This window comes from Psychromicrobium lacuslunae, assembly GCF_000950575.1.
In the GTDB taxonomy this organism is placed as follows: Bacteria; Actinomycetota; Actinomycetes; order Actinomycetales; family Micrococcaceae; genus Renibacterium; species Renibacterium lacuslunae.
This window is the reverse complement of the sequence record NZ_CP011005.1, coordinates 1,562,352-1,586,517: the sequence shown is the minus strand read 5'-3', so window position 1 is coordinate 1,586,517 and position 24,166 is coordinate 1,562,352. Positions and strand designations below refer to the sequence as shown.

Annotated in this window: 20 protein-coding genes; 11 read left to right on the top strand and 9 right to left on the bottom strand. The window is 59.4% G+C overall.

Annotation, left to right across the window (positions count from 1 at the left end):
• Positions 1 to 26: 26 nt before the first annotated feature.
• The 6 genes from UM93_RS18120 to UM93_RS07355 form a co-directional block, all read right to left on the bottom strand.
• Complete coding sequence (locus UM93_RS18120) at positions 27 to 101, bottom strand: 50S ribosomal protein bL37 (RefSeq protein WP_369299106.1); 75 nt, start codon at positions 99 to 101, stop codon at positions 27 to 29.
• Positions 102 to 313: 212 nt separating this feature from the next.
• Positions 314 to 985, bottom strand: a complete 672-nt coding sequence (locus UM93_RS07375) for a PadR family transcriptional regulator (RefSeq protein WP_045074713.1) — start codon at positions 983 to 985, stop codon at positions 314 to 316.
• Positions 985 to 1,800, bottom strand: coding sequence for a DUF4097 family beta strand repeat-containing protein (locus UM93_RS07370; protein ID WP_045074712.1), 816 nt, complete (start codon positions 1,798 to 1,800; stop codon positions 985 to 987). The genes UM93_RS07375 and UM93_RS07370 overlap by 1 nt, the downstream gene beginning before the upstream one ends.
• A gap of 23 nt (positions 1,801 to 1,823) precedes the next feature.
• Positions 1,824 to 2,618, bottom strand: a complete 795-nt coding sequence (locus UM93_RS07365; RefSeq protein WP_234399400.1) for a DUF4097 family beta strand repeat-containing protein — start codon at positions 2,616 to 2,618, stop codon at positions 1,824 to 1,826.
• A gap of 215 nt (positions 2,619 to 2,833) precedes the next feature.
• Complete coding sequence (locus tag UM93_RS07360) at positions 2,834 to 3,433, bottom strand: GDSL-type esterase/lipase family protein (protein WP_045074709.1); 600 nt, start codon at positions 3,431 to 3,433, stop codon at positions 2,834 to 2,836.
• A 110-nt stretch (positions 3,434 to 3,543) separates the two neighbouring features.
• Positions 3,544 to 7,368, bottom strand: a complete 3,825-nt coding sequence (locus tag UM93_RS07355; protein WP_045074707.1) for a multifunctional oxoglutarate decarboxylase/oxoglutarate dehydrogenase thiamine pyrophosphate-binding subunit/dihydrolipoyllysine-residue succinyltransferase subunit — start codon at positions 7,366 to 7,368, stop codon at positions 3,544 to 3,546.
• A gap of 275 nt (positions 7,369 to 7,643) precedes the next feature.
• On the opposite strand from UM93_RS07355, the gene guaB1 reads away from it, so the two are divergent.
• From guaB1 to UM93_RS07325, 6 genes are all read left to right on the top strand, one after another.
• A complete protein-coding gene (gene guaB1 / locus UM93_RS07350) occupies positions 7,644 to 9,122 on the top strand; it encodes a GMP reductase (RefSeq protein ID WP_045074706.1) in 1,479 nt (492 codons plus the stop codon).
• 235 nt (positions 9,123 to 9,357) lie between these two features.
• Positions 9,358 to 10,683: a hemolysin family protein gene (locus UM93_RS07345; RefSeq protein ID WP_045074704.1), complete on the top strand. Its 1,326-nt coding sequence runs from the start codon at positions 9,358 to 9,360 to the stop codon at positions 10,681 to 10,683.
• Entirely contained in the window at positions 10,680 to 11,723 is a 1,044-nt protein-coding gene (locus tag UM93_RS07340) for a hemolysin family protein (protein ID WP_045074703.1), read from the top strand. The genes UM93_RS07345 and UM93_RS07340 overlap by 4 nt, the downstream gene beginning before the upstream one ends.
• 42 nt (positions 11,724 to 11,765) lie before the next feature.
• Positions 11,766 to 12,776 (top strand): metal ABC transporter solute-binding protein, Zn/Mn family, encoded by a 1,011-nt coding sequence (locus UM93_RS07335; RefSeq protein ID WP_234399399.1) that lies wholly within the window; start codon positions 11,766 to 11,768, stop codon positions 12,774 to 12,776.
• 53 nt (positions 12,777 to 12,829) lie between these two features.
• Positions 12,830 to 13,636, top strand: coding sequence for a metal ABC transporter ATP-binding protein (locus UM93_RS07330; RefSeq protein WP_234399398.1), 807 nt, complete (start codon positions 12,830 to 12,832; stop codon positions 13,634 to 13,636).
• Complete coding sequence (locus tag UM93_RS07325) at positions 13,636 to 14,514, top strand: metal ABC transporter permease (RefSeq protein WP_045074700.1); 879 nt, start codon at positions 13,636 to 13,638, stop codon at positions 14,512 to 14,514. The genes UM93_RS07330 and UM93_RS07325 overlap by 1 nt, the downstream gene beginning before the upstream one ends.
• Before the next feature lie 86 nt (positions 14,515 to 14,600).
• Here UM93_RS07325 and UM93_RS07320 read toward each other — a convergent pair whose 3' ends face one another.
• On the bottom strand, positions 14,601 to 15,029 hold the full coding sequence (locus tag UM93_RS07320; RefSeq protein ID WP_045074699.1) for a Fur family transcriptional regulator: 429 nt from the start codon (positions 15,027 to 15,029) through the stop codon (positions 14,601 to 14,603).
• Positions 15,030 to 15,220: 191 nt separating this feature from the next.
• Here UM93_RS07320 and UM93_RS07315 point away from each other — a divergent pair, with 191 nt between their 5' ends.
• Entirely contained in the window at positions 15,221 to 15,880 is a 660-nt protein-coding gene (locus UM93_RS07315; protein WP_045074698.1) for an MBL fold metallo-hydrolase, read from the top strand.
• Positions 15,877 to 16,344 (top strand): GNAT family N-acetyltransferase, encoded by a 468-nt coding sequence (locus UM93_RS07310; protein WP_045074697.1) that lies wholly within the window; start codon positions 15,877 to 15,879, stop codon positions 16,342 to 16,344. Before UM93_RS07315 ends, UM93_RS07310 begins: the two co-directional genes overlap by 4 nt.
• 3 nt (positions 16,345 to 16,347) lie before the next feature.
• Here the strand turns inward: UM93_RS07310 and cds1 are convergent, their stop codons facing one another.
• Positions 16,348 to 17,439, bottom strand: a complete 1,092-nt coding sequence (gene cds1 / locus UM93_RS07305; protein WP_045074696.1) for an L-cysteine desulfhydrase Cds1 — start codon at positions 17,437 to 17,439, stop codon at positions 16,348 to 16,350.
• A 50-nt stretch (positions 17,440 to 17,489) separates the two neighbouring features.
• Here cds1 and UM93_RS07300 point away from each other — a divergent pair, with 50 nt between their 5' ends.
• The 3 genes from UM93_RS07300 to UM93_RS07290 all read left to right on the top strand — a co-directional run bounded on the left by UM93_RS07300 (position 17,490) and on the right by UM93_RS07290 (position 20,078).
• A complete protein-coding gene (locus UM93_RS07300) occupies positions 17,490 to 18,350 on the top strand; it encodes a sulfurtransferase (protein ID WP_045074695.1) in 861 nt (286 codons plus the stop codon).
• A gap of 190 nt (positions 18,351 to 18,540) precedes the next feature.
• Positions 18,541 to 19,590, top strand: a complete 1,050-nt coding sequence (locus UM93_RS07295) for an NAD(P)-dependent alcohol dehydrogenase (protein WP_045074694.1) — start codon at positions 18,541 to 18,543, stop codon at positions 19,588 to 19,590.
• A 59-nt stretch (positions 19,591 to 19,649) separates the two neighbouring features.
• Complete coding sequence (locus UM93_RS07290) at positions 19,650 to 20,078, top strand: HIT family protein (protein WP_045074692.1); 429 nt, start codon at positions 19,650 to 19,652, stop codon at positions 20,076 to 20,078.
• 131 nt (positions 20,079 to 20,209) lie between these two features.
• Here the strand turns inward: UM93_RS07290 and hrpA are convergent, their stop codons facing one another.
• Positions 20,210 to 24,151 carry an ATP-dependent RNA helicase HrpA gene (hrpA, locus tag UM93_RS07285; protein ID WP_045074691.1) on the bottom strand — a complete coding sequence of 1,314 codons (3,942 nt, stop codon included), beginning with the start codon at positions 24,149 to 24,151 and terminating at the stop codon, positions 20,210 to 20,212.
• Positions 24,152 to 24,166 lie beyond the last annotated feature (15 nt).

The following is a 24,166-nucleotide window of genomic DNA, read 5'->3' as shown; positions in this document are numbered from 1 at the left end:
AGCCATTGGCTTCGGGGGTCTTTGGTTTAGGTGTTGGGACGCTTACCGTGGTTCGCGCCGCCACGCTTCCGGTCACGACGCTTGCGTGCACGCTTGGACATAGCAGCCTCCATTCTTCAAAAAGATTCCGGTTAAGTTTGTCACACCTTCGGCGCGCTACCTAACCGGCTGGAATGTTCAGCACTGGCGCTGCCGCGAAGCGCTGCTTTCCGCATTGAGTTGCTCAACTGGATTGCAGGGCCGACGCCGGGGCGGAGCGAGCACGACTCGTTCCTGAGCAGGAGGCTGGTAACTCCAGTGGATGCGCATCTCGCTAACCTTGCTCCGGGCTACTAGACTCTGATCGGCCGGGGCCTTTGCCGTGGCGCTCACCATTCCCGGGGTGCGGCAGCGTGGTTCGGATGGCAATTTTCGCTTGCGCCAGCACAGTGCGTACGGTTTCCAGAGTGAGGTCGCCGAGCATGTCTTCGCGGGCTCGCTGACGTAGCTCGACTCGCATTTCATCGCGGAAGGATTGTAGAAGCATTTCCGCCTCTTTGAGAATCCGTTGATTGCTAGGGGAGTAACGACCGGAATTGGGCATCTTCCGGGCCGCGTTGCGGGCCGCTTCCGCAGTGACCGCGAGATCGGCACGTAGACCCTTCATATTAGTTCTAATATCGGAGCGCAGGTCATCGGCTAGACGGCGCACTGAGGCGGAAATGTCCTGTTCCACCGCGTTCAGTTCATCCCGGCGGCTATTCAATTCGGCAACACCGCTGGCGGTAATCGAATAGATGGTGCGTCGACCATCGGTGCTGGTGCTTACCAGCCCTTCTTCTTCAAGCTTTCCGAGCCGAGGGTAGACGGTTCCCGCGCTGGGGGAGTAGGTGCCACCGAAGCGATCACTGAGTGCACGAATCACCTCGTAGCCGTGCTTTGGTCCCTCTTCCAGCAGAGCCAGTAGATAGAGCCGTAGCGCGCCGTGGGCAAAAACCGGGGGCATTAGTTACGCACCTCCTGCTGGGCTAGTCGATTGAAAACAGTCACCGAGCCAGAGACCGAGTTAACCGAAATATTGACGATGCCATGACTTGCGTCACCGAACTGACGGCTGGTGTTGCCGATCACCTTGATGGTTTCGTCATTGACGTTCACGCTACCTGATACTGAGTTGACCTTGACTTTGGTACTGAGCTTTTCGGGCAGTCGGATCAGCACATTTCCGGACACCGAGTTCGTGGTGATTGAGCTAATCGGACCGAACACGTCGAAGCTGAGATCGCCAGTGACAGTAGTCGATTTGATGGTTTGCAATTCTCCCGAGGCGGTGACCTCACCGGAAACTGAGTTTGAGGAGAAGGTGCCGTAGTGATTTTGCACAATAGCTTCGCCGGAAACGGTGTTGACGTGGAGTTCACCGACTGTCGCATCGCAGACCAAGGAACCGTTGACCGAAGAGATTTTCAGCAGCGAGTCAAGTCCGGAAAGAAGACCCTCGCCACCCACCGTTTTCGCGTCCACAGAGGTGTTTTTGGGGACCTCGACGGTGATCACTAGATGGTTCTGCGAGCTCAGCGGGTTATCCTTGCTCAGCCAGCTTGCGGCGTCGGTCTTGCCGTGTCTGATTTCCAGACGCTCGTCAGCTTTGACGACCTCTAGAGGATCGCCGGTGACTTCGGCGATGCTTAGTCGGGTGACTGTTTCCGTGGGATCCTGATGGGCAATCACGTCGAATCTGCCTTTTATGGCGAGCAGTCGAAGGTTCCTTATCCCGTCGAGCTCTATGGTTTGCGGAGAATCAATGGTCCAGGTTTCCATCTCAGCTGTCCTTCCGGATCGAATCAGGCCGCGCCGTGTTCGCGGACGATGGAGATATTGCCAGAGACAGATTTGCTGTGGACCTGCATTCTGGGGGATTCCGGACCGCTGTTCACTCGGACGTTTGGTGAGGTGCCGGAAAAGCGCTGATCGTCGAGAATGATGTTCCCGGAGACTGATTTGGCGTCAAGCTGTACACCGAGTCCGCTCGGCACCCGCACGGTGAGCTCCCCGGAGACGCCGTTGCTGCTCAGTTCCTCCGGGATGCCTTTCAAATCGAAGCTCAGATCCCCGCTGACGGATTTTGCCTTGACGGTTTGCAGTTCACCGGAAGCGGTGATTTCGCCGCTGACAGTGCCAGCAACGAGGGGGCCACGATGATTGCGAACAATGATTTCGCCGCTGACAGTATCCACGGTCAGCGAACCCGAGGTGTCATCTGACATGAGCGAGCCGGATACCGTCTTCAAGCTGGTCTCTGCGCTGGTGCCGCTGACCAGCCCTTCGCCGCTGACCGTATTAGCCAGCACGGAAATGCCTGCCGGCACCGCAATACTCACAATAGCGTGGTGGTTTTTCATCCCGGTTAGCCGCTTCAGCCAGCCGATCTCGTCTTCATCCCGGTGCCGGATCCGTAGTGTGCCGTTCTCCAAGGTCACCTCGAGCGGGGTGCCGCTGATTTCGGCAACTTCGATCCGAGTGCTGGCCTCTTGGTGAGTGATCACATCAAGTCTGCCGCGGACGATAGAAGCACGGAGCTCGCGCACCTCATCGACCTCGATGGTTTGCGGGGCATCGATTTCCCAGTGGCTCATCATTCCTCCAAAATAAGTTGAGATATATCGCGTTGATATATTCACGATATAACGCGACTTACTACAGGTCAAGATATATCGCGTTTATTTTTCCGGTCATCTCGCGCCCGTGCTACCTGGCTGCTAAGTATGCTAAGTATGCAGTAAAGACAGCAGCCCCGATTCTGGCTCGGGGAGCCAGAATCGGGGCCACAGTATTTTCGTTGGCGGGATAGCGTTTAGCTGACTTCGGGGATACCCATCCACTGATACCAGCCGCGATGCAGCACCAGCCAAGCCATTAGACCGTAGCCAGCCTGACCCGGAGCGCCGTTATTAGCCGCCAAATCGGTGCGCCATTGCTCGTGATTGAGCAGTGGCGAGAAGGTGTCGACATAGACATGACGGCGCCTGGTGGTGACATCGGCAAATGCGGTGTTCAACTCACTGAGCTTCTGGTTCGCTGCGGCGTCCAAACCTGGGGGAGGGCCGACCACAAAAACCGGGACACTAAGTTGTGCCGCGCCGTCCAGGATATTTGCCAGGTTTAGCCTGCTTCGCGCGGTGGACAGACCAAGCTCAAGATCGCGGTCCGAGAGGCCGATCACCAGACGGTTCTCATGGAAATCGTCGAATCGTCGTCCCGCTTCGGAGAGCCAGCGAGAAGCCAGCGCCTCGGTGCCCTCTTCGGGGCAGGCCAGGCTGTAGGACTCGAGCGAAAACTCCTCTTGCGGGGTCCTGGCCAGCACTCTGCCCAGCCAACCGAGTGCCCGTGGGTCACCCACCCCGGCCAATAATTCGTCGCCAACAGCGGCCAGCCGAATCTTCCTCTGTTCCACTGCCTAGCCTTCCCTGCTTAAACGGATATTAAACCTTCTTGTTCGAACAGTACCCGTCCGGGTACGCCGATGCCCAGCCCGGCGGACCAGACTGGGCATCGATGAGCTAGCTAGCGCGCGAAGACCTTGCTGACCAAGGCTTCCTGCTCTACTGCGTGCCGCTTCGAGGAACCAGTAGCGGTGGACGCTGAAGCTGGCCGGGAAATCGGGCGGATGGCCTTGCCTAGCGCTGGCGGCAAGATCAATCCCATGATTGGCCATGGTCCCTGGTTAGCAGGCTCGTCCTGTGCCCAAACAACTTCGGCATTCGGGTATTTTGCCAGCTCGGCGGCGATTTCTTCCACCGGGAACGGGTAAAGCTGCTCGACTCGAACCAGTGCGGTCGAGGTGTCCCCCGACTTGGTTCGGGCGGCTAGCAAATCATAGTAGAGCCGGCCGGAGACCAAAACCACCCGGTCGATGTTGCCCGATGCCGCGCTATCACCGATTACCGGCTGGAACTCACCGCTGGTGAAGTCTTCCAACGAAGAGGCAGCGGCCTTCAGCCGTAGCAACTGCTTCGGGGTGAAGACAATGAGCGGCTTGCGTGGTCGGCTATAAGCCTGACGGCGGAGCAGGTGGAAGTGCGAGGCCGGAGTGGTCGGCTGAGCCAGCACCATATTGTCCTCGGCACACATCTGCAGGTAACGCTCAATGTGCGCTGAGGTGTGCTCCGGTCCCTGCCCCTCGTAGCCGTGTGGCAGCAGCATTACCAGCGAAGAGCGTTGGCCCCACTTCTGCTCAGCAGAGGAAATGAAGACATCGATCATTGACTGTGCGCCATTGGCGAAGTCGCCGTATTGCGCTTCCCAGAGCACCATGGCATCGGTGCGCTCCACCGAGTAGCCGTACTCGAAGCCGAGGGCGGCGTACTCGCTTAGTGAGGAGTTGTAGACCATGAAGCGAGCCTGCGAGTCAGAGAGTTCCTGATAGGGAGCCCATTCCTCGCCGTTCTTCCGGTCGTGAAGCACCGAGTGGCGCTGCGCGAAGGTGCCGCGCTGGGTGTCCTGGCCGGTGAACCGGATCGGCACACCCTCCATCGCCAATGAGCCAAGCGCTAGTAGCTCGCCGAAGCCCCAGTCGATATTGCCCTCGCGAGACATCACCTCACGTTTGCGCAGCAGCGGTTCGATCTTCGGGTGCAGCGTGAAGCCCTCCGGTGGCGTGGTCTGTACGCTGCCGATATGGGCAATCATCTGCGCGCTCACGGTGGGAACCGCACGAGTCGAATCCTCCTGACCGCGCTGCGCCACTGGGCGCTCCAAGTCGGCAACAGCCTTCTTGTCCTCGGTGACAATCGGAATCGGTGAGGTTTGTGCGGCATGTGTTTCCGCGAAAGCGCGTTCCAGCCGTTCTTGGTAGTCGCGCAGTAATTGCTCGGCTTCCTCGCCGGTGATATCACCACGGCCAATCAGCGCCTCGGTGTAGAGACGACGGACTGAGCGCTTGGCTTCGATCAGGTTGTACATCAGCGGTTGGGTCATCGAGGGATCGTCGCCCTCGTTGTGCCCGCGGCGACGGTAGCAGACCAGATCGATGACAATATCGGCGGCGAACTTCTGCCGGTACTTGAAGGCCAGCTGAGCCACCCGGACCACTGCCTCCGGGTCATCCCCGTTGACGTGGAAGATCGGTGCCTGAATCATCTTCGCGACGTCGGTGGAGTACACCGAAGAACGCGAGGAAGAGGGGGAGGTGGTAAAGCCGACCTGGTTGTTCACCACCACGTGGATGGTGCCACCGGTGCGGTAGCCGCGGAGCTGTGAAAGGTTGAGCGTTTCCGCCACCACGCCCTGACCGGCAAAGGCCGCATCACCGTGGATCAGCAAGGGTAAGACATCGAAGCTCGCGCCGTTGGTATCCAGCACGTCCTGCTTGGCACGGACGATGCCTTCCAACACCGGGTCAGCTGCCTCGAGGTGGGACGGATTGGCGGCCAGGTAAACCTTCGTCTGGTTGCCGTTGATCGAGGTGAAGGTTCCTTCGGTACCGAGGTGGTACTTCACATCGCCGGAGCCCTGCACGCTGCGCGGGTCGTCGTTGCCCTCGAACTCGCGGAACACCTGGCCGTAGGTCTTGCCAGCAATATTGGTGAGCACATTGAGTCGACCGCGGTGTGCCATTCCGATGGCTACCTCGTCCAGGCCCTCATCGGCGGCGTCGGCGAGCACCGAGTCCAGCAGCGGAATCAGTGATTCGCCGCCTTCCAAGGAGAAGCGCTTCTGACCGACGTACTTGGTCTGCAAGAACGTTTCGAAAGCTTCGGCAGCGTTGAGCTTGGAGACAATGCGTAGCTGCTCTTCACGGCTCGGCTTGGAGTAGGGATGCTCCAACTCGTCCTGGAACCACTTGCGCTGTTCCGGATCTTGCAGGTGCATGTATTCGACACCGGTGGTACGGCAGTACGCGTCCCGCAGCACACCGAGAATATCGCGGAATTTCAGGCTCTGCTTGCCACCGAAGCCGCCGGTCGGCCATTCGCGATCCAAGTCCCAGAGAGTCAGGCCGTGGTTGAGCACGTCCAGGTCGGGGTGTTTACGCTGCACATATTCCAGCGGATCGGTATCCGCCATCAGGTGACCGCGCACCCGGTAGGCATGAATGAGCTGCTGGATCCGGGCAACCTTATTGATCTGGTCAAAGGGATCGACCTGAACGTCGGGGCTCCAGCGCACTGGCTCGTAGGGAATTCGTAGCGATTCGAAGATCTCATCGTAGAAGTCGTCGGCGCCGAGCAGGAGTTGGTGTACTAGCTTGAGGAACTCGCCGCTGCCCGCCCCCTGGATGACCCGGTGGTCGTAGGTCGAGGTCAGTGTAACGACCTTGCTGATCGCGTTCTTAGCGATGATTCGTTCGCTGGTGCCCTGGAACTCGGCGGGGTAATCCAAAGCGCCGACGCCGATGATGCTGGCCTGGCCCTTGGAGAGACGAGGCACCGAGTGCACTGTGCCAATGCCGCCGGGATTGGTCAGCGAAACAGTGGTGCCCGCGTAGTCATCTGCGGTCAGCTTGCCAGCCCGGGCGCGCTTGATCAGATCCTCATAAGTCCGCCAGAACTCGGAGAAGCTCAGCGTCTCGGACTTCTTAATGTTCGGCACCACGAGCGAACGAGTGCCATCTGGCTTGGGCATATCAATGGCGATGCCGAAGTTAATGTGCGCCGGCTGTACCGCGACCGGCTTGCCGTCCTGCTCGTCGTAATGCACGTTCATCGAGGGGAACTGCTTGAGCGCCCTGATGACCGCATAGCCGATCAAGTGGGTGAAAGAGACTTTACCGCCACGGGCGCGCGCCAGATTGGAGTTGATCACCAAGCGGTTGTCGATCAGCAGCTTCGCCGGTACCGCGCGCACACTGGTTGCGGTCGGCACTTCGAGGCTGGCCACCATATTGGCGGCAATGGCCTTGGCCGGGCCACGCAAAATGCTTACCGAATCCTCTTCGGGGGCGGTGTTGTTCTTGGCGGTTGGCGGCAACTGCGCAGGAATCGGGGTGGTGTTGGTCTTGGGTTTCGTCGTCGGCGCGGTTGGTGCTGCCTGGGCCGCTTTCGGCGCGGCGGCAGTTGGTGCTGCTGCGGGAGCCGCGGCCGAGGTCGGTGCAGGATTCGGCTTGGCGGCGGCCGGGGGGGTTGCTGCCGGCTGAGCCGTTGCGGTTGGCTTGACCACCGGCAGCGGCTGGGTCACTGGTCGTTGGGTGGCGGCCGCTGCTGGGGTTCCGGTATCACCCGCCGCGTGCTTACCGCTGGCCGAAGCGTCGGCGTCGAGGGAGGCGAAAAGCGGCCACCACTTCTGATCCACCGAGTTCTTGTTCTGCCGATATTGTTCGTAGAGTTCGTCGACGAGCCACTCGTTACCACCGAATTCTTCGGTCAAACGGTGGAGGGATTCATCTGGCACCTGAAATACGCCTCTTCCATGAGTTCAAGACATTGCCGTCCGCATGTCAGTCTAGTAAGGCCAAGGCCGTGCAGGCCAATCTAGACGCCATGTTTCCGTTATCTGTGGCGCACGCCACAGCGCCCTCTGTTCCAGTTGTCCCATTGGGTGTCACTGATCTGGTGCACGATCACTTGGAAACGCCACATGTGCCACCTTAGGTAACACTCAGTGGCACAGTTGGGAAGGGAAGAGGTAAGGGCTGTGTGGGGTGCTCAGCGAACTAGACTGGGCATATGCGATTTCTCAATGCTGCAAGCTCTCAAGGTGCCGATCTGACCTACTCGGATGTCTTCTTGGTGCCGTCCCGCTCCGAGGTGATCTCCCGGCTAGACGTGGACCTCTCCAGCGATGACGGCACCGGCACGACCATCCCTCTCGTGGTGGCGAATATGACAGCGGTTACCGGTAAGCGCATGGTGGAGACGTTGGCCCGGCGCGGCGGACTAGCTGTGTTGCCGCAAGACGTGCCGTTGCCGGTACTCCGTGAGGTGACCGAGTGGGTTAAGGCGCGTTCGGTGCTGTTCGAGACGCCGGTCACCCTGAAGCCAGCGGACACCGTGATCGATGCTATGCATCTGATCGACAAGCGGGCGCACGGTGCGGTGGTGGTGGTCGATGACGAGAACCGTTGCCTGGGTGTGGTGAGTGCTGCGGATTGCGAAGGGGTGGATCGTTTCACCTCGCTCGATGCCGTGATGAAACAGGTCCCCGGTATTGCCGCCGAGATTTTTGATTCAGCCGCAGAACAGTCAGCCGCAGAGCAGACAGTGGCGCTACGTGCCGCGTTTGAGTTGCTGGATGCCGCGCCGGGTGGCTTCGCGCCGGTACTGAGAGAGGGCCGTTTAGTCGGCGCGATGACCCGCACCGGAGCGCTCCGGTCAACCATCTATCAACCCGCTGTGGATGCCCAGGGAAGGCTGCGAGTTGCCGCCGCGGTGGGCATTAACGGCGATGTGCGAGCGAAGGCCGAGGAACTGCTGGACGGCGGCGTCGACTGCCTGGTGGTGGACACCGCGCACGGTCATCAGCGGAAGATGTTCGAGGCGCTTGCTGCGGTTAAATCGCTCGATCCTGCGGTGCCGATTGTGGCCGGCAATGTGGTGAGTGCCGAGGGCGTTCGCGACCTGGTGGCCGCTGGGGCAGACATTATCAAGGTTGGCGTTGGCCCGGGAGCGATGTGTACCACCCGGATGATGACCGCAGTGGGACGGCCGCAGTTCTCAGCGGTACTTGAGTGTTCCGCTGCGGCTCGGGAACTTGGCAAGACGGTGTGGGCGGACGGCGGCGTTCGCTATCCTCGCGACGTCGCGCTTGCGCTCGCCGCCGGAGCGAGCCAAGTGATGATTGGGTCCTGGTTTGCCGGAACCTACGAGAGCCCTGGCGACCTCCTGGTCGACTCGACCGGGCGCAAATACAAAGAGAGCTTTGGCATGGCTAGCGCGCGGGCAGTGCAAAATCGCACCCAGCGTGAGGGCGCCTTTGACCGGGCCCGGAAGTCTTTATTTGAAGAGGGCATCTCCTCTTCAAAAATGTACCTCGATCCGGCTCGACCTGGGGTGGAGGATTTGATCGACATGATCACCTCGGGACTGCGCAGCTCGCTGACCTATGCTGGCGCAACTAGTTTGGCCGAGTTCCGGGAACGAGCTTTGGTCGGTGTCCAGTCGGCCGCCGGTTATGAAGAAGGTAGGCCGCTGCCGCAGAGTTGGTAGCGGATTCAGCTCTGGGCTGCATTCGATCGGGCAGCGCTCCGCTATCCGCTAAACTATAAGAGCTATGGACTATCACTCTAGAAGCCGGCCCTCCACTCCAGTGGACATTATGGCCGGCAAGCCCAGTTCCGAGGTTGTCTCCGCCGTCGCGCTAAGCGAGGCATCGACAGACGACCAACCCCCATCACTTGCAGCGCGTTGCGCGCAACTGTCCCGAGCGGGGGTGAACCGCTAAATGGAGTGGCTATTACTCGTCGTAGGCTTCGTCCTTATTCTTGGCACCGGCTTCTTTGTCGCCGTCGAATTTTCGCTCGTCGCGCTTGATCAGAGCAGCGTGCAACGCGCTATCGATCAGGGTGACAAGGGTGCTGAGCCGCTGTTGCGATGCCTGAAAACCCTTTCAACTCAGCTCTCCAGCTGCCAGCTGGGCATCACCTTGACCACCCTGCTGACTGGCTTCGTGATGGAGCCTTCGCTAGGTGCGCTGTTAGCAACCCCGCTGCGTGCCATCGGCGTTGAAGGCGCGATGGCTGGCACCGTATCTCTCATTGTTTCGATGGTGCTGGCCACCCTGCTCTCAATGCTCTTGGGTGAATTGGTGCCGAAGAACATGGCCATCGCCCGGGCCTTCCAGATCGGCAAACTTGTAGCCCGGCCCCAACTGGTCTTCACCACGATTTTCAAACCGGCCATTGTGCTGCTGAACGGGTTTTCTAATCGAGTGTTGAACGTCTTTGGTTTAGAGGCGAAAGAAGAGATCTCGGGTGCCCGCACCCCCTCCGAGCTTGCCTCATTGGTGCGCAGATCAGCCGAGATGGGCACCCTTGACGCCGGTACCGCTAACTTCCTTGCACGTTCGCTGAGTTTCTCCGACCGCACCGCTGCCGATGTGATGACGCCGCGAATCCGATTGGAAACCATCGATATCGACGCCCCGCTCACCGACGTTATTGACGCCGCGCGCCGCACCGGCTTCTCCCGGTTCCCGGTGATCGGAGAATCTGCTGACGACGTGTTGGGCGTGGTGCACGTCAAACGAGCTATTGCGGTGCCCACCGAGCGTCGAGTGGGATTGCAGGCCGGAACAATCAAAGAAGATGTACTCAGGGTTCCGGAGACCATTCATCTGGATGCGCTGCTGCGTGAACTGCGGGAAGGCAATCTACAACTCGCGGTGGTGGTGGATGAGTACGGCGGCACTGCCGGGGCGGCCACCTTGGAGGACTTGGTCGAAGAAATTGTCGGTGAGGTCGAGGATGAACACGATGCCACCAAGCCTGGAGTGCTGCAGAGCACCAATGGCGACTGGCATTTCCCCGGCTTAATGCGCCCGGATGAGATTACCGACCAAATCCCAGGTTTGCGGGTGCCGGACGAGGCGAGTTATGAAACCGTCGGCGGATTTGTGATGGCGGAACTTGGCCGGATACCGGAAACTGGCGACGCTGTCGAGGTTTACGGGGGCAGATTGGAAGTCGAGCGGATGGATGGCCGCCGAATTGATCGGATTCGATTCGTCCCGGCGGTCGAGGCTGAGCTGGAAGGCGGTGAGCAGAAATGAGCGACTGGATGGGAATCCTCTGGCTAGTCATCTTGCTGCTGGCCAATGCCTTCTTCGTCGGTGCCGAGTTTGCGATTATGAGTGCCAGACGCAGTCAGATTGAGCCGCTCGCCGAGGCTGGTTCGGCCCGGGCCCGCACCACGCTCTACGCGATGGAACACGTCTCGTTGATGTTGGCCTGTGCGCAATTGGGTATCACGGTAGCTTCCTTGCTGATCTTGAATGTGGCTGAGCCCTCGATCCACCACCTGCTCGAAGTGCCGCTGCACGCGCTGGGTGTGCCGGAAGCCGCGACTGGTACGGCTTCTTTCATCATCGCCTTGCTGCTGGTGACCTTCTTGCACGTCACCTTTGGCGAGATGGTGCCAAAGAACATCTCGGTTTCGGTTGCCGATAAGGCTGCTTTGTTTCTCGCCCCGCCCTTAGTCTGGATCTCCAAGGTGGTTCGCCCAGTGATCGTCAGCTTGAACTGGCTGGCTAATCACATTGTTCGGCTGTTCAAGATCGAGCCCAAGGACGAGGTGACTTCGAGCTTCACCTTGGAAGAAGTGCAGTCAATCGTCGCCGAGTCCACTAAGCACGGTTTGGTGGATGATGAGACTGGCTTGCTGAGTGGGGCACTGGAGTTCTCTGACCGTACGGCGGCTCAGGTGATGGTGCCTTTGGAGACGTTGCACACGCTGAGCACTCGGGCGACCCCGCTCGATGTAGAAGCGGCGGTGCGGCAAACCGGGTTCTCCCGTTTCGTGCTGCAGGATGACGAGGGCAAGCTGACTAGCTATGTGCACATTAAAGATGTACTGACTGTCCCGGAAGATGAGTACGAGATGCCGTTGGCGGAGTCTCGGGTGCGCACCTTGATCAACTTGGCTGAGGCCGAAGAGGTCGAAGACGCCCTGCGCATTATGCAGCGTACCGGTTCTCACCTGGCCCGCGTGATCGGCCCGAGTGGTGTGACCTCCGGTGTGTTGTATTTGGAGGATGTAATCGAGGAGCTGGTGGGCGAAATTCGGGATAGTGAACGGCGAGACATCCGTTAGCTCGCGCTGTTTTTGCGAATGATTCCAATTAGCTTATGCTGGATGTTGCAACTCATTCTCAATAACTCTCGCAGCTCGCTGCTTAGAACCGAGGCTTTTATGCGGTCCATCTCCGTGTCCCCTGCTCGCTCCTCTCATGCCCTCAAAACGCTCCCCGCGGTGGCGGCTGCCGCCGTCGGGCTGAGCGTCTTGCTGACCGCTTGCGGTGGCAGCGCCACTTCCGCTCCCTCAACGGCTAATGGCACCATCGACGTCGTAGCGGTAACCAATGTTTATGGTGATATCGCCAGCAAAATTGGCGGGGAGCGGGTCAAGGTGACCTCGATTATCGCCAATACCAGCCAAGATCCGCACTCCTATGAGACCACCGCACAGGATAAGCTCGCGGTCAGCAAGGCCTCAGTGCTGATCGAAAATGGCGGCGGCTATGATGACTTCTTCGACAAGTTGGTTGGCGACGCTGAAAAGTCGAAGCTCATTAATGTGGTCGATCTTTCCGGTTTGAAGACCGCGGCGAATGCCGATGAATTCAACGAGCATGTCTGGTACTCACTGCCGACGATAAGCAAGCTGGCCGATCAATTGGCCAGCAAGTTCGCCACCCTGGACTCTGCGCACGCGGCTGAGTTCACCGCCAATGCCACAAAATTCAAGGACTCGCTCGGCGGCATCGAGGCAAGTCTGGCCAAGTTGAAATCCAGCTCGGCTGATCAGCCGGTGGCGATCACCGAGCCGGTACCGCTTTGGATGTTGCAATCGGCGGGATTGGTGAACAAGACCCCTGAGGCTTACAGCCATGCCATTGAGGAGGGCAGCGACGTGCCACCGGCGGTTTTGAAGGCTGCCACCGATCTGATTAGCTCGAAAGCGGTGAAGTTCCTGGCCTATAACGACCAAACCGAGGGACCGCAGACTGAAGGCCTCAAGAAGGCTGCTGAAGCTGCGGGCGTTCCGGTGGTCAATTTCACCGAGACGCTCCCTGAGGGGCAAGATTATCTCGGTTGGATGCAGCAGAATGCTGACAACATTGCCAAGGCTCTGGCCAAACACTAGACCTTAGCAATACATCCCAGCGTCAAGCTGGCTAGTTGAAAGAGTGTTTCTCTGTGCCATCGAGTGTGCTCGAATTACGCAATGCGTCATTGAGCTACGGCGACCGCAGCCTGTGGTCAGGCCTTGATTTGGAGATTCAGCCGGGTGAGTTTTTCGCCGTGTTGGGCCCCAACGGTAGTGGCAAGACCAGCTTCCTCAAGGTGCTGCTCGGCTTGCAGCACCTGAACACTGGCAGCCTAAAGATAGCCGGCAAGCCAGCCCGGCGGGGGAATCGAGCAATTGGTTATGTGCCGCAGCAAAAGGGCTTCGACCCGCAGACTCCGCTGCGCGCCCGGGATTTAGTTGGGCTTGGTGTTGACGGGAACCGTTGGGGAATCAGAGTGCGCTCCGCGGCATATCGGCAACGGGTGGATGATTTGTTAGCTCAGGTCGGTGCCACTGACTACGCCAATGTGCCGGTTGGCTTACTCTCTGGAGGTGAGCAGCAGCGCTTGCGAATAGCGCAGGCCTTGGCCACCAGCCCGGAGTTGCTGCTCTGTGATGAACCATTACTCTCGCTCGATCTGCAGCATCAGAAAGCGGTCAGTTCTCTGGTCGCAGAGCAGGCACATCAGCGCGGCACCGCAGTGGTCTTTGTCACCCACGAGATCAACCCGATTATTGACCATGTCGATCGGGTACTCTATCTGGCTGGCGGCCAGTTCCGGGTTGGCAGTGTGGATGAAGTAATGACTTCCGAAGTACTCAGTGAGCTCTACGGCACGGCGGTGGACGTCTTCCGCAGCAACGGCAGAATAGTGGTGGTCGGCCAGCCAGATGCCACCACGCATCATCACCACACCGAGGAGGTGAGCGGCTAGTGTCGTGGCAGGATCTCTGGAACGCGATTTTCAATTTCTCAAACTACGCAGAACTGCTGCCACTCTTCCGGGATTCGCTCTTAGCCGGAGCGGTGCTCGGCGTGGTTGGTGGCTTGATCGGTACCTTCGTGATGATGCGGGACCTAGCTTTCGCGGTGCACGGCATCGCTGAGCTCTCCTTTGCCGGCGCCGCTTTTGCGTTGTTGATCGGCGTCGACGTGATTGCCGGGTCGCTGGTGGGCTCGGTACTGGCCGCCGTGCTGCTCGGCCTGATGGGGGTGCGTGCCAGAGATCGTAATTCGATCATTGGCGTGTTGATGCCCTTCGGACTTGGCCTGGGCATCCTTTTTCTCTCGCTTTACCAAGGCCGCGCAGCGAATAAATTCGGCTTGCTGACCGGACAGATCGTCTCCGTCGATGCCACCCAGTTGGGCGCTTTGGTGACCGCAGCAGTGGTAGTGATTATTGCCTTGGCGGTTTTGTGGCGGCCGTTGAGCTTCGCCAGCGTCGATCCGGATATTGCTGGAGCGCGTGGTGTGCCGGTGCGTGGACTGTCACTGATCTTTATGGTGTTGCTGGGTATTTCGGTGGCGTTGTCGATCCAGATCGTTGGAGCACTGCTAGTACTCGCCCTGCTGATCACTCCGGCGGCAGCGGCTATGCAGGTGGCTGCTTCGCCGCGCTTGGTGGTGTTGCTCAGTGTGCTCTTTGCGGTCGGCTCGACAGTTGGTGGCATTTTGCTGGCGCTGGGCGGCAGCATTCCGATCAGCCCCTATGTGACCACCTTGTCGTTCTTGATTTACCTGGTTTGCCGCCTGATTGGGAGGCGGCGGCGCTCTGGGCGAAATGGGCGAGTGCGCTCTGTCTCGGCGGCTTAGGCTGCTAGACGCCCGGTCTGGTAGATAGGAAGTCCCGACTGGCTGCGTTAACTGGTTGCGCTAACTGACTGCCTTAGCTACCTGTTCTAGCGGGCACCGTGAAGCTTGACCGTGCACTCGGGACACAAGCCAATGATCTCAACGGTATGGCTGGGCTCGGTATAGCCGTGTTTTGCTGCGATCTCAGCAGCCCAGGATTCAACCGCCGGAGCTTCGATCTCGACCGCCTTACCGCAATTACGGCAGAGCAAATGATGGTGATGCTCGGCAGCCGTGCAACGGCGGTAAACGGCTTCACCCTCCGGGTTTCGAAGCACGTCGACGGCCCCATCCTCGGCCATTGATTGCAGGATGCGGTAGGAGGTTGCTAGCGAGACCGCGACGCCGCGTTCGTGCAGGATTCGATGCAGCTCTTGGGTACTGACAAAATCGTTCAGATCGTCAAGAGCAGCACTTACCGCAAGGCGTTGCTTAGTAACTCGCTGCTCCTTGACCGGGGCACCAGTTTCAGACATTTTCACTCCTTACCACCGTTTAAGGCTATCAGCCAGCCAAGTATTCCAGCCCTCAGCTGTCGCCAATCCCACATCGCAACTTGTTCACGCTCACCTCTCGCCGTCGAGTGTCGAGATATGGGGCTTAAAACGGCGTCTTAAGCCCCATATCTCGGCACTCGACGCGGGTCCCGTGGGGATACGCTTAGAGCATGCTGCTGACTAAATTCACTCATGCTTGTGTTCGGCTCGAAAAAGATGGCTCGGTCCTGGTGATAGATCCGGGAACATTCTCCGAAGCGGCGGAGGCACTGGAAGCTGCCGATGCGGTGCTGATCACCCATGAACATGCTGACCATTTCGACATCGAGGCACTCAAAGCAGCTCTACAGGCGTCGGCTGAGCTGCAAATTTATGCCCCCGCCGGAGTCGCTGCCGTAATACGGGAAGCGGCCGGTTCGGCGGAACGGATTCACGACGCGGGGGTAGGTGAGTCATTTGAGGTCGCGGGTTTCGCGGTGCAAACTTTTGGCGGTCAACACGCACTGATCAATCCGCAAATTCCGGTGGTCGCGAACATTGGTTACCTGATCGATCAGAATCTTTACCACCCAGGGGATTCGCTGATCGTGCCCGCGGGAGTGCAGGTCAAAAATCTGCTCACACCAATCCACGCTCCCTGGTCAAAGACCTCGGAGGTGGTGGATTTCGTCAGCTCTGTCAGGGCGCCCCGGGCTTATCAAATCCACGATGTGTTGCTCTCCGAGGTGGGGCTGAAATTCGTCGAACAGCAAATCAGCTTGCTAGCTGCGCCGCATGGTGTTAGCTTTCAGCACTTGGCGGTACGGGAGAGCATTGAGCTCGAGGCATGATCATTTCTATCGAATCGCCGGAGAGCCCGGACGTGCTGGCCTTACTCGCTGAACATCTCGGCGAAATGCACGCCACATCTCCCAAGGAAAGCGTGCACGCCCTCGATGCCACAGCGCTGAGCGGCGTTGAGATGACTTTTTGGACGGCGCGCGATGCCGGTGTGTTGCTCGGTTGCGGAGCGCTTAAGGAACTTTCCAGCCAAGCAGCGGAGATTAAATCGATGCGCACCAGCGCCGCCGCGCGTAACCGCGGTGTTGGTGCGGCAGTTCTGCAGACGCTACTAGCCGAGGCGAAACGTCGTGGTTACCAGAACGTTTTCCTGGAGACGGGTTCGCAAGAACATTTCGCCCCGGCCCGCCGCCTCTACCAACGCGCCGGTTTTGTCGATTGTGGGCCTTTTGGCGACTACCGAACGGACCGGCACAGCGTTTTCATGGTGCGGTCCTTGGCTGATCAAGAGTAGCTTCTATGCCTCAGCAGACCATTTTCCAGTGCGGAAAAACTCCTCAATAACCGGGATGAATCGTTCCGGCTGGAGCTCTTTTTCCAGCAGCCATTCGGGATTGTAGTAACTGGCCTGATACCGCTCTGCACTATCGCAGAGCAAGGAAACCACGCTGCCTTGTTCACCCGTCAAGATCATTTGTGCGATCAGCTGCCAGACACCCCAAAGGTTGGTTCCGGTGGAGGGCCCGGCGGGCAAACCAGCATAATCACTGAGGTGCTGCATTGCGGCTATTGATGCAGCGTCCGGCACCTGGATCATGGCGTCGATCACGCTGGGCACAAAACTGGGTTCCATCCGAGGCCGACCGATGCCTTCAATGCGGGAGGGCAGCCCTGTCTCGTGCCTCGGTTCATTGTTCTTCCAGCCCGGATAAAACGCCGAATTCTCCGGGTCGACCACAGCGAGCTGGGTGGGGTAGGAGTGGTAGCGCAAGTACCTGCCAATGGTTGCGCTGGTGCCACCGGTGCCAGCCCCAACTACGATCCAGCGCGGTACCGGATGCTTCTCCAAGGAGAGCTGCTGAAAAATAGATTCGGCGATATTGTTGTTCCCTCGCCAGTCGGTGGCACGCTCAGCATAGGTGAACTGGTCCATGTAGTGGCCGCCGGTCTCTGCGGCTAGTTGCGCGGCGGCGGCGTAGACCTGGGAAGAATTCTCCACGAAATGGCAGCGACCACCGTACTGTTCGATCAGCGCAATTTTTTCTGAACTGGTGCTGCGCGGCATCACTGCGATGAATGGCAGACCGAGCAATCGCGCGAAATAAGCTTCCGAGACGGCAGTGCTCCCCGAGGAGGCCTCAACAATAGTGGTACCTTCAGCGATCCAGCCGTTGACCAGGCCGAATAAAAACAGTGAGCGGGCCAGGCGGTGCTTCAGACTTCCCGATCTGTGTGTTGACTCATCCTTGAGGTAAAGCTGTACGCCCCAATGCTCTGGTAACGGCACTGCGTAGAGATGAGTGTCTGCCGAGCGATTGTTCTCCGCTTCGATTCGACGAAGGGCTTCATCTGCCCAACGGCGGGCCGGGGTGCAAGCTGTAAAATCCACCCTCTGAGTTTAGCCGAGCCACCCTTCGGCCCGGGGAATACTATGGAGAGATGACAGCTCCTGCACAGCCCGCAATCCTGATTGACGCGGCAACTCTGAAGAGCCAACTCGACTCCACTGAACTCGACTCCACTGAACGCATAGTGCTGCTCGACGTGCGCTGGGCCTTGGGGGACCCGGAGGGGCATAAGCATTACCTTGATGGTCATCTGCCGGACGCGGTTTATGTCGATCTGGAGACGGAGCTAGCCGGCCATGGCACGCCGCAAGACGGCAGGCACCCGCTGCCCGCGCTCGCCGATTTTCAGGCGGCCGTTCGTTCGTGGGGCGTGCGCGAGGGTGATCTCGTAGTGGCTTATGACAATAGCGGGAACGCCTCCGCCGCTCGGCTCTGGTGGCTTTTGCGGCACGCCGGTTTCGAGGCAGTGCGCCTGCTCGACGGGGGACTTTCCGCCTGGCGTGAAGCGGGTTTTGAGCTAGCAAGTGGAGAGGTGGTCGCAACTCCGGGCGATGTCACTCTTGAGTTCGGGGCGATGCGGGTGGCCAACGTGACCGAGGTCGCGCAATGGCCGGTGCGAGGCCCGCTGTTGGACGCCCGGGCGGGGGAGCGATATCGCGGCGAGGTGGAGCCGATAGACCCCAAGGCGGGGCACATTCCCGGTGCGGTGAGTGCACCGACAATGGGTAATCTCGCTGCCGACCAAAAGTTCTTGTCCGCTGAACAACTCCGTAAGCGCTTTGCCGCGCTGGGCCTAGCACCGATGAGCGAGGTCGCCGTTTATTGCGGTTCCGGTGTGACCGCCGCACATGAAATTGCGGCCCTGGAGATCGCCGGTTTCAAGGCGGCGCTGTTCCCCGGCTCCTGGTCGGCCTGGTCAAATCACCCAGACTTACCCGTAGAAACTTCCTAAATTCTTGGGGGGGGGTACCGCGCGTCTCCCTCCCACAGGGAGTTGCGAGGGGCCCCTTGGCGGCTTTTTGCCAGAGGGGAAGCAACGAACGCTCACAGGCTCGACGCGGGTCCCGCGGGCTGGGGCCACGACTCCGAGGGGCCCGAAGCGAGGCACGAGCTTTGGGAGGAGGTGGGGATACGCTTAGATCATGACTGTTGCTAAAGCTTATGCCGCGATGTCCGCTACTACTGGATTAGAACCAACCACCATTGATCGTCGCGAGCCGGGGGCTCACGACGTCGAGATCGATATTGAATTCTGCGGCCTCTGCCACTCCGATGTGCACTCCATTCGGGGCGAGTGGGGCGATCAGCAGTGGCCATTGACCCCGGGGCACGAAATCGTCGGCACGGTGGCCCGAGTAGGCAGCGAAGTCACAGAATTCAAAGCTGGGGATTCTGTCGGAGTGGGCTGCATGGTCGATTCCTGCCGGGAATGTGATTCCTGTCTGGAGGGCTTCGAACAGTACTGCGAAAAGGGCATGGTCGGCACCTACGGTGCCGTTGACAAGCGCAATCAAGACAGCATTACTCAGGGCGGCTATTCGAGCTCTGTAGTGGTCGATGAGAACTATGTGGTGCGTGTCCCCGAAAGCCTAGATAAGGCCGCTGCCGCTCCATTGCTCTGTGCTGGCATTACCACCTACTCACCGCTGCGTTACTTCGGCGTTGAAGAAGGCGACAGCGTCGGCGTTGTCGGGCTCGGCGGCTTGGGCCACATGGCGGTCAAGATCGCCAAGGCGATGGGGGCAGAGGTCACCGTCTTCACCACCAGTGCCTCGAAGGCCGAGGCCGCGCGCAGCCTGGGTGCTGACCAGGTAGTAGTCTCCAAGGACGTAGCGCAGATGAAGGACGCGCGTAATTCGCTGAATCTGATTATCGATACGGTAGCTGCGGATCACGACATCAATAGCTACCTGAAGACGCTGAAGCGTGACGGTGCCATTGTGCAGCTTGGGCTGCCGGAGCACGCGATGCCGCCGGTTGACCCAGGCCAGCTGATCCGGCGTCGGCTGGCTTACGGTGGCTCGATGATCGGTGGCATTGCCGAGACTCAGGAAATGCTTGATTTCTGCGCTGAGCACGGCATTGTTTCCGATATTGAGATGGTCGACGGCGAGGGCTTGAACGCTGCCTATGATCGAATGGTGGCCGGAGACGTCAAGTATCGTTTCGTGCTCGACACCGCGACGCTCTAAGCCCCAAGACTCTACAACGAAACTCCGACTCAGATCAGAGAGGGTCAGAAAGGGAAGGTATGCCAACTCTATTCAGCAAGATTATCGACGGTGAGTTGCCCGGGCGCTTCGTCTGGAAGGATCCCGAGGTGGTGGCGTTTTTAACCATCGCTCCGCTCGCTCCCGGGCATGTTCTGGTGGTGCCCCGCGAAGAGGTGAATCGCTGGACCGACGCCTCGCCCGAGCTGATGCAGAAGCTCAGCACGGTGGCCCAGACGATTGGCAAGGCACAGGTCGCTGCCTTCTCATCGGCACGCGCCGGGCTGATTATTGCCGGGTTCGAAGTGGATCATTTGCACCTGCATGTCTGGCCCTCCAACTCGATGGCCGAGTACAACTTCGCCTCGGTAAACAACGACCCGGAGCCAGCCGAGCTCGATACTAGCGCTGAGGTGCTGCGAGATGCCTTGCGTGCTGCTGGGCACAGCGAGTTCGTTCCGGAGAGTTAGCACCCCTGAGCTCAAACTACGGCCTGAATTTCGGGTAATAGCAGCTAAGCGCTTGCAGCTTGGCCCTTTCCAAACAGGAACGGGCCAAGCTGCACCAGGTTAATGCACCAAGCCAACTGACCGACACCAAACTAAGCCAGCGCTTGCGCCATAGCCGTTCTAATTCGCTTCTCGGAGACGCTGTAGGCGGTACCGAGTTCCACCGCGAACAGCGAAACTCGCAGTTCCTCGAGCATCCAACGCACCTTGCGCAATCCGGGTGGTACCGAGCGCCCCGCAGCTAGCGCCGCCACCGCGTCGTCGTAGCTGTCCTCCAGGCTTTGCACCACGGCCATCTGCAGACCGTCGCGTTGCACATTGCTGGGCAACTTCTCTAGCCTGCGTTCCATTGCGGCCAAATAACGGGGTAGCTGGCTGAGTTGGGCGTATCCGGTGCGTGCCACGAAACCCGGGTAAACCAGGCCTTCCAACTGGGCTTTCAGATCGTTCAGTGCGCTGATTAAAGCCAGACTGGTGCTGCCCTTGAGCTCGCGCTGGATCCGGCGAGACGAGGACAAGATGCGTTCGACCACAGCGACCACCGCGAAGACGGTGTCGATCAGTTCGGCCCGGCTCTTTTCATAGCGGGTTTCGAATTCTGCTTCGGTAAAAGGCAAGGCCTCAGGTAGCAGTTTGTCGATCGCCGCCAAGGTGCAATCGGCGATCAGCTCAGTAACGGAACCGTGCGGATTCTGGCTGAAGGTGAGTTTCTCAGTGTTGCTCAGATGATCGAGGACATAGCGATCGGGGGAGGGCAGTCGGAGCGCTAGCAGCCGAATCACCCCGGCTCGGTGCGCCTCAAGCGCTTCCTCAGCGGCTTGAAAGACCCGCAGGCCGGCGGTGTCGCCTTCATCGACCAGAGCTGGGTAGCCGGTCACGGTGTGACCCTTGACCTGGCGTTGCACCGAGCGTTCGATGCTGCCGACGGACCAAGCGGTCAGTCCACTGCGTTCCTGAATCAATCCGCTGGTGTTGCTGCCACTCGAGTCGTTATCGGGTGCCGAGCTGGCGGTAGCTTTATGGCTCACTGTCTTGGGTGTGGCGCCAAGGGACTCGGCAATGGCCCGGCGGGTGGCACCAGCCAATGATTCTTGCAGGGCGGCAAGGTCCTTACCCTCGTCAAGGACCTTGCCAGCGGAGTCGACCACCTGGAAAGTCATCCGCAGATGCACTGGGACTGCCGCCCAGTTCCAGGAGCCTGGCGGAATAATATGGCCTTTGAGCCGGCGTAGTGCCAGCTCAAGCGAGGGCTCTAGTTCATCGTTGGCCGGGTCGAAGTCCTCGGCCAGCGCGGCGGCAGCTTGCCGAGCGACGTCGGGGGCTGGCACAAAGTTCTTGCGGACCGGTTTGGGTAGCGACTTAATCAGCGCGGTGATCAGATCCGCCCGCAGCCCGGGAATGAGCCAGCGGAACGGTGCGTCATCGAGCTGATTGAGGAAAAGCACCGGCACCTGGACGGTGACGCCATCGGACTCATTCACTACAGACCCTGCAGGGAGGTGCGGGGCGCTGGGCTGAAACTCGTAGCTCAGCGGCAGGCTGAACTCGCCCTGTTGCCAGATCTTCGGGAAAGCCGATTCATCGAGCTCTTCGACCTCGGCCATCACCACGCCAGGGTCAAAGTCCAGCAGCGTCGGATTTTCGTGCCTGGCGTGTTTCCACCACTTATCGAAATGCCGCTCGGAGACCACTTCGCTGCCGATCCGGGCATCGTAAAACTCAAAGAGCGCTTCGTCGTCGACCCTCAGATCGCGGCGCCGCATCCTGGTTTCCATTTCCTCAACCTCGGCGAGCAGAGCCCGATTGCGGTGGAAAAACTTGTGATGCGTACGCCAATCGCCCTCGACCAGGGCGTGTCGGATGAAGAGTTCGCGGGCTAAGGCAGGATCGATCCGGCCATAGTTGATCCGGCGCTGTGGCACGATCGGCACACCAAAGAGGGTGACCTTCTCATAGGCCATCACTGAACCATTGCGTTTGGACCAGTGCGGTTCGGAGTAGCTCCGTTTTACCAGGTCACCGGCCACTTGCTCGGCCCAGAGCGGGTCGATCTTCGCGTTGACCCGCGCCCAAAGCCTGGAAGTCTCCACTAACTCGGCGCTCATCACCCAGTCCGGTGACTTTTTGAACAACGCGGAACCCGGGAAGATCGCAAACCGGGCGTTCCGGGCACCCGCGTATTCGCGTTTCCGCTCGTCATACAGCCCGATATGGCTCAGTAGCCCGGAGAGCAAGCTCTGGTGGATCGCGGCATGTAAACCAACCGGGTCAACCTCCCCGCTGCGCAACGTGATGTTGAGAGGCTTGGCGAGTTGCCGCAGCTGAGCGAAGAGGTCCTGCCATTCGCGGACTCGGAGATAGTTGATGAACTCCGCTTTGCAGAGCCGTCTAAAAGCGGTGCCGGAGAGCTCTTTTTGCTTTTCCTGCAGGTACCGCCAGAGGTTCAGATAACCGGTGAAATCGGAGTTTTCATCGCTAAAACGTTTGTGCTTTTCATCAGCCTGAGGCCTTTTCTCGCTAGGCCGTTCGCGCGGGTCTTGAATGGTCAGCGCGGCTGCCAGAATCATTACTTCGCGGGCACAGTCGCGTTGCCCCGATTCAATGATCATCCGGCCAAGCCGCGGATCGACCGGCAATTGCGCGAGCTGGCGGCCCAGCTTTGAAATACTCGTCGCCGTCGCTCCGGCCTGCCGGGGACTGCTCAAGGCGCCCAGCTCGCGCAACAGCGCAACACCGTCGGCAATTGCTTTCTCATCCGGAGGCTGCACGAAGGGGAAGTTCGAAACATCTTTCGGTCCCTGTGCAACTCCGATAGAGATCATTTGCAGGATTACGGCGGCAAGGTTGGTGCGCAAAATTTCCGGATCGGTGAACTCACGGCGCGAGTCGAAATCCTGCTCGGAGTACAACCGAATGCAGATGCCGTCGGAGACGCGGCCGCACCGCCCGGAGCGCTGATTGGCGCTGGCCTGGGAGATCCGCTCGATGGGCAGCCGTTGCACTTTGGTGCGGTGCGAGTAACGCGAAATCCTGGCGGTTCCGGTATCAATCACGTATTTAATCCCCGGCACCGTGAGCGAGGTTTCGGCGACATTGGTGGCCAGCACGATTCTCCGCCGGGATCCTGGGGTGAAAACCGCATGCTGTTCGGCGAGTGAGAGCCTAGCAAAGAGCGGCAGAATCTCGGCTTCCCGGAGCAGCGGGTGGTGCGCGAAGCGGCCCCGCAGGGCCTCCGCGGCATCCCGAATTTCGCGCTCACCGGAGAAGAAAATCAACACATCGCCGGGCGCTTCCCCGGAGAGCTCCTCGACAGCGTCACAGACCGCGTCGAGCGGGTCGCGATCTTCGGTGGCGTCTGAAGCGTCGGCGTCGCTATCAGAGTCTTCATCCGCTGCCTCCAGCGGGCGGTATCTAATCTCCACTGGATAGGTGCGGCCGGAGACCTCTAAGACCGGGGCCGGGGCGGTGGTGCCATCGGCGGCAGGCAGTGCGAAGTGCTCAGCAAAACGCTCAGGATCAATAGTCGCCGAGGTAATAATGATTTTGAGATCCGGCCGTTGCGGCAGGATCTGGCGCAGATAACCGAGAATGAAGTCAATGTTCAGGCTGCGTTCGTGGGCTTCATCAATGATCAGAGTTGAGTAGCGGCGTAGTAGCTTGTCCCGTTGAATCTCGGCGAGCAGGATACCGTCGGTCATTACCTTGACCTTTGTCTGCTTGCTGACTTCACCGGTGAAACGGACCTGAAAGCCAACCTCTTCGCCGATCTTGCCCTGAAGCTCCTCGGCTATTCGCTCGGCTACGGTGCGAGCGGCTAGCCGACGCGGCTGGGTGTGGCCGATTAGTCGTTGGCGGCCCTGAGCATCAGGTTCGGCAAGGCCAAGTTCCAGGCACATTTTGGGGATCTGGGTGGTCTTCCCTGAACCGGTTTCACCGGCGATGATCACTACTTGATGATCACGGATTGCCGCCATCAGCTCTTCGCGGCGCGCAGAAACCGGAAGTTCCGGGGGATAAGTGATGGTCAGGCTCATAGCCTGACTAGTCTA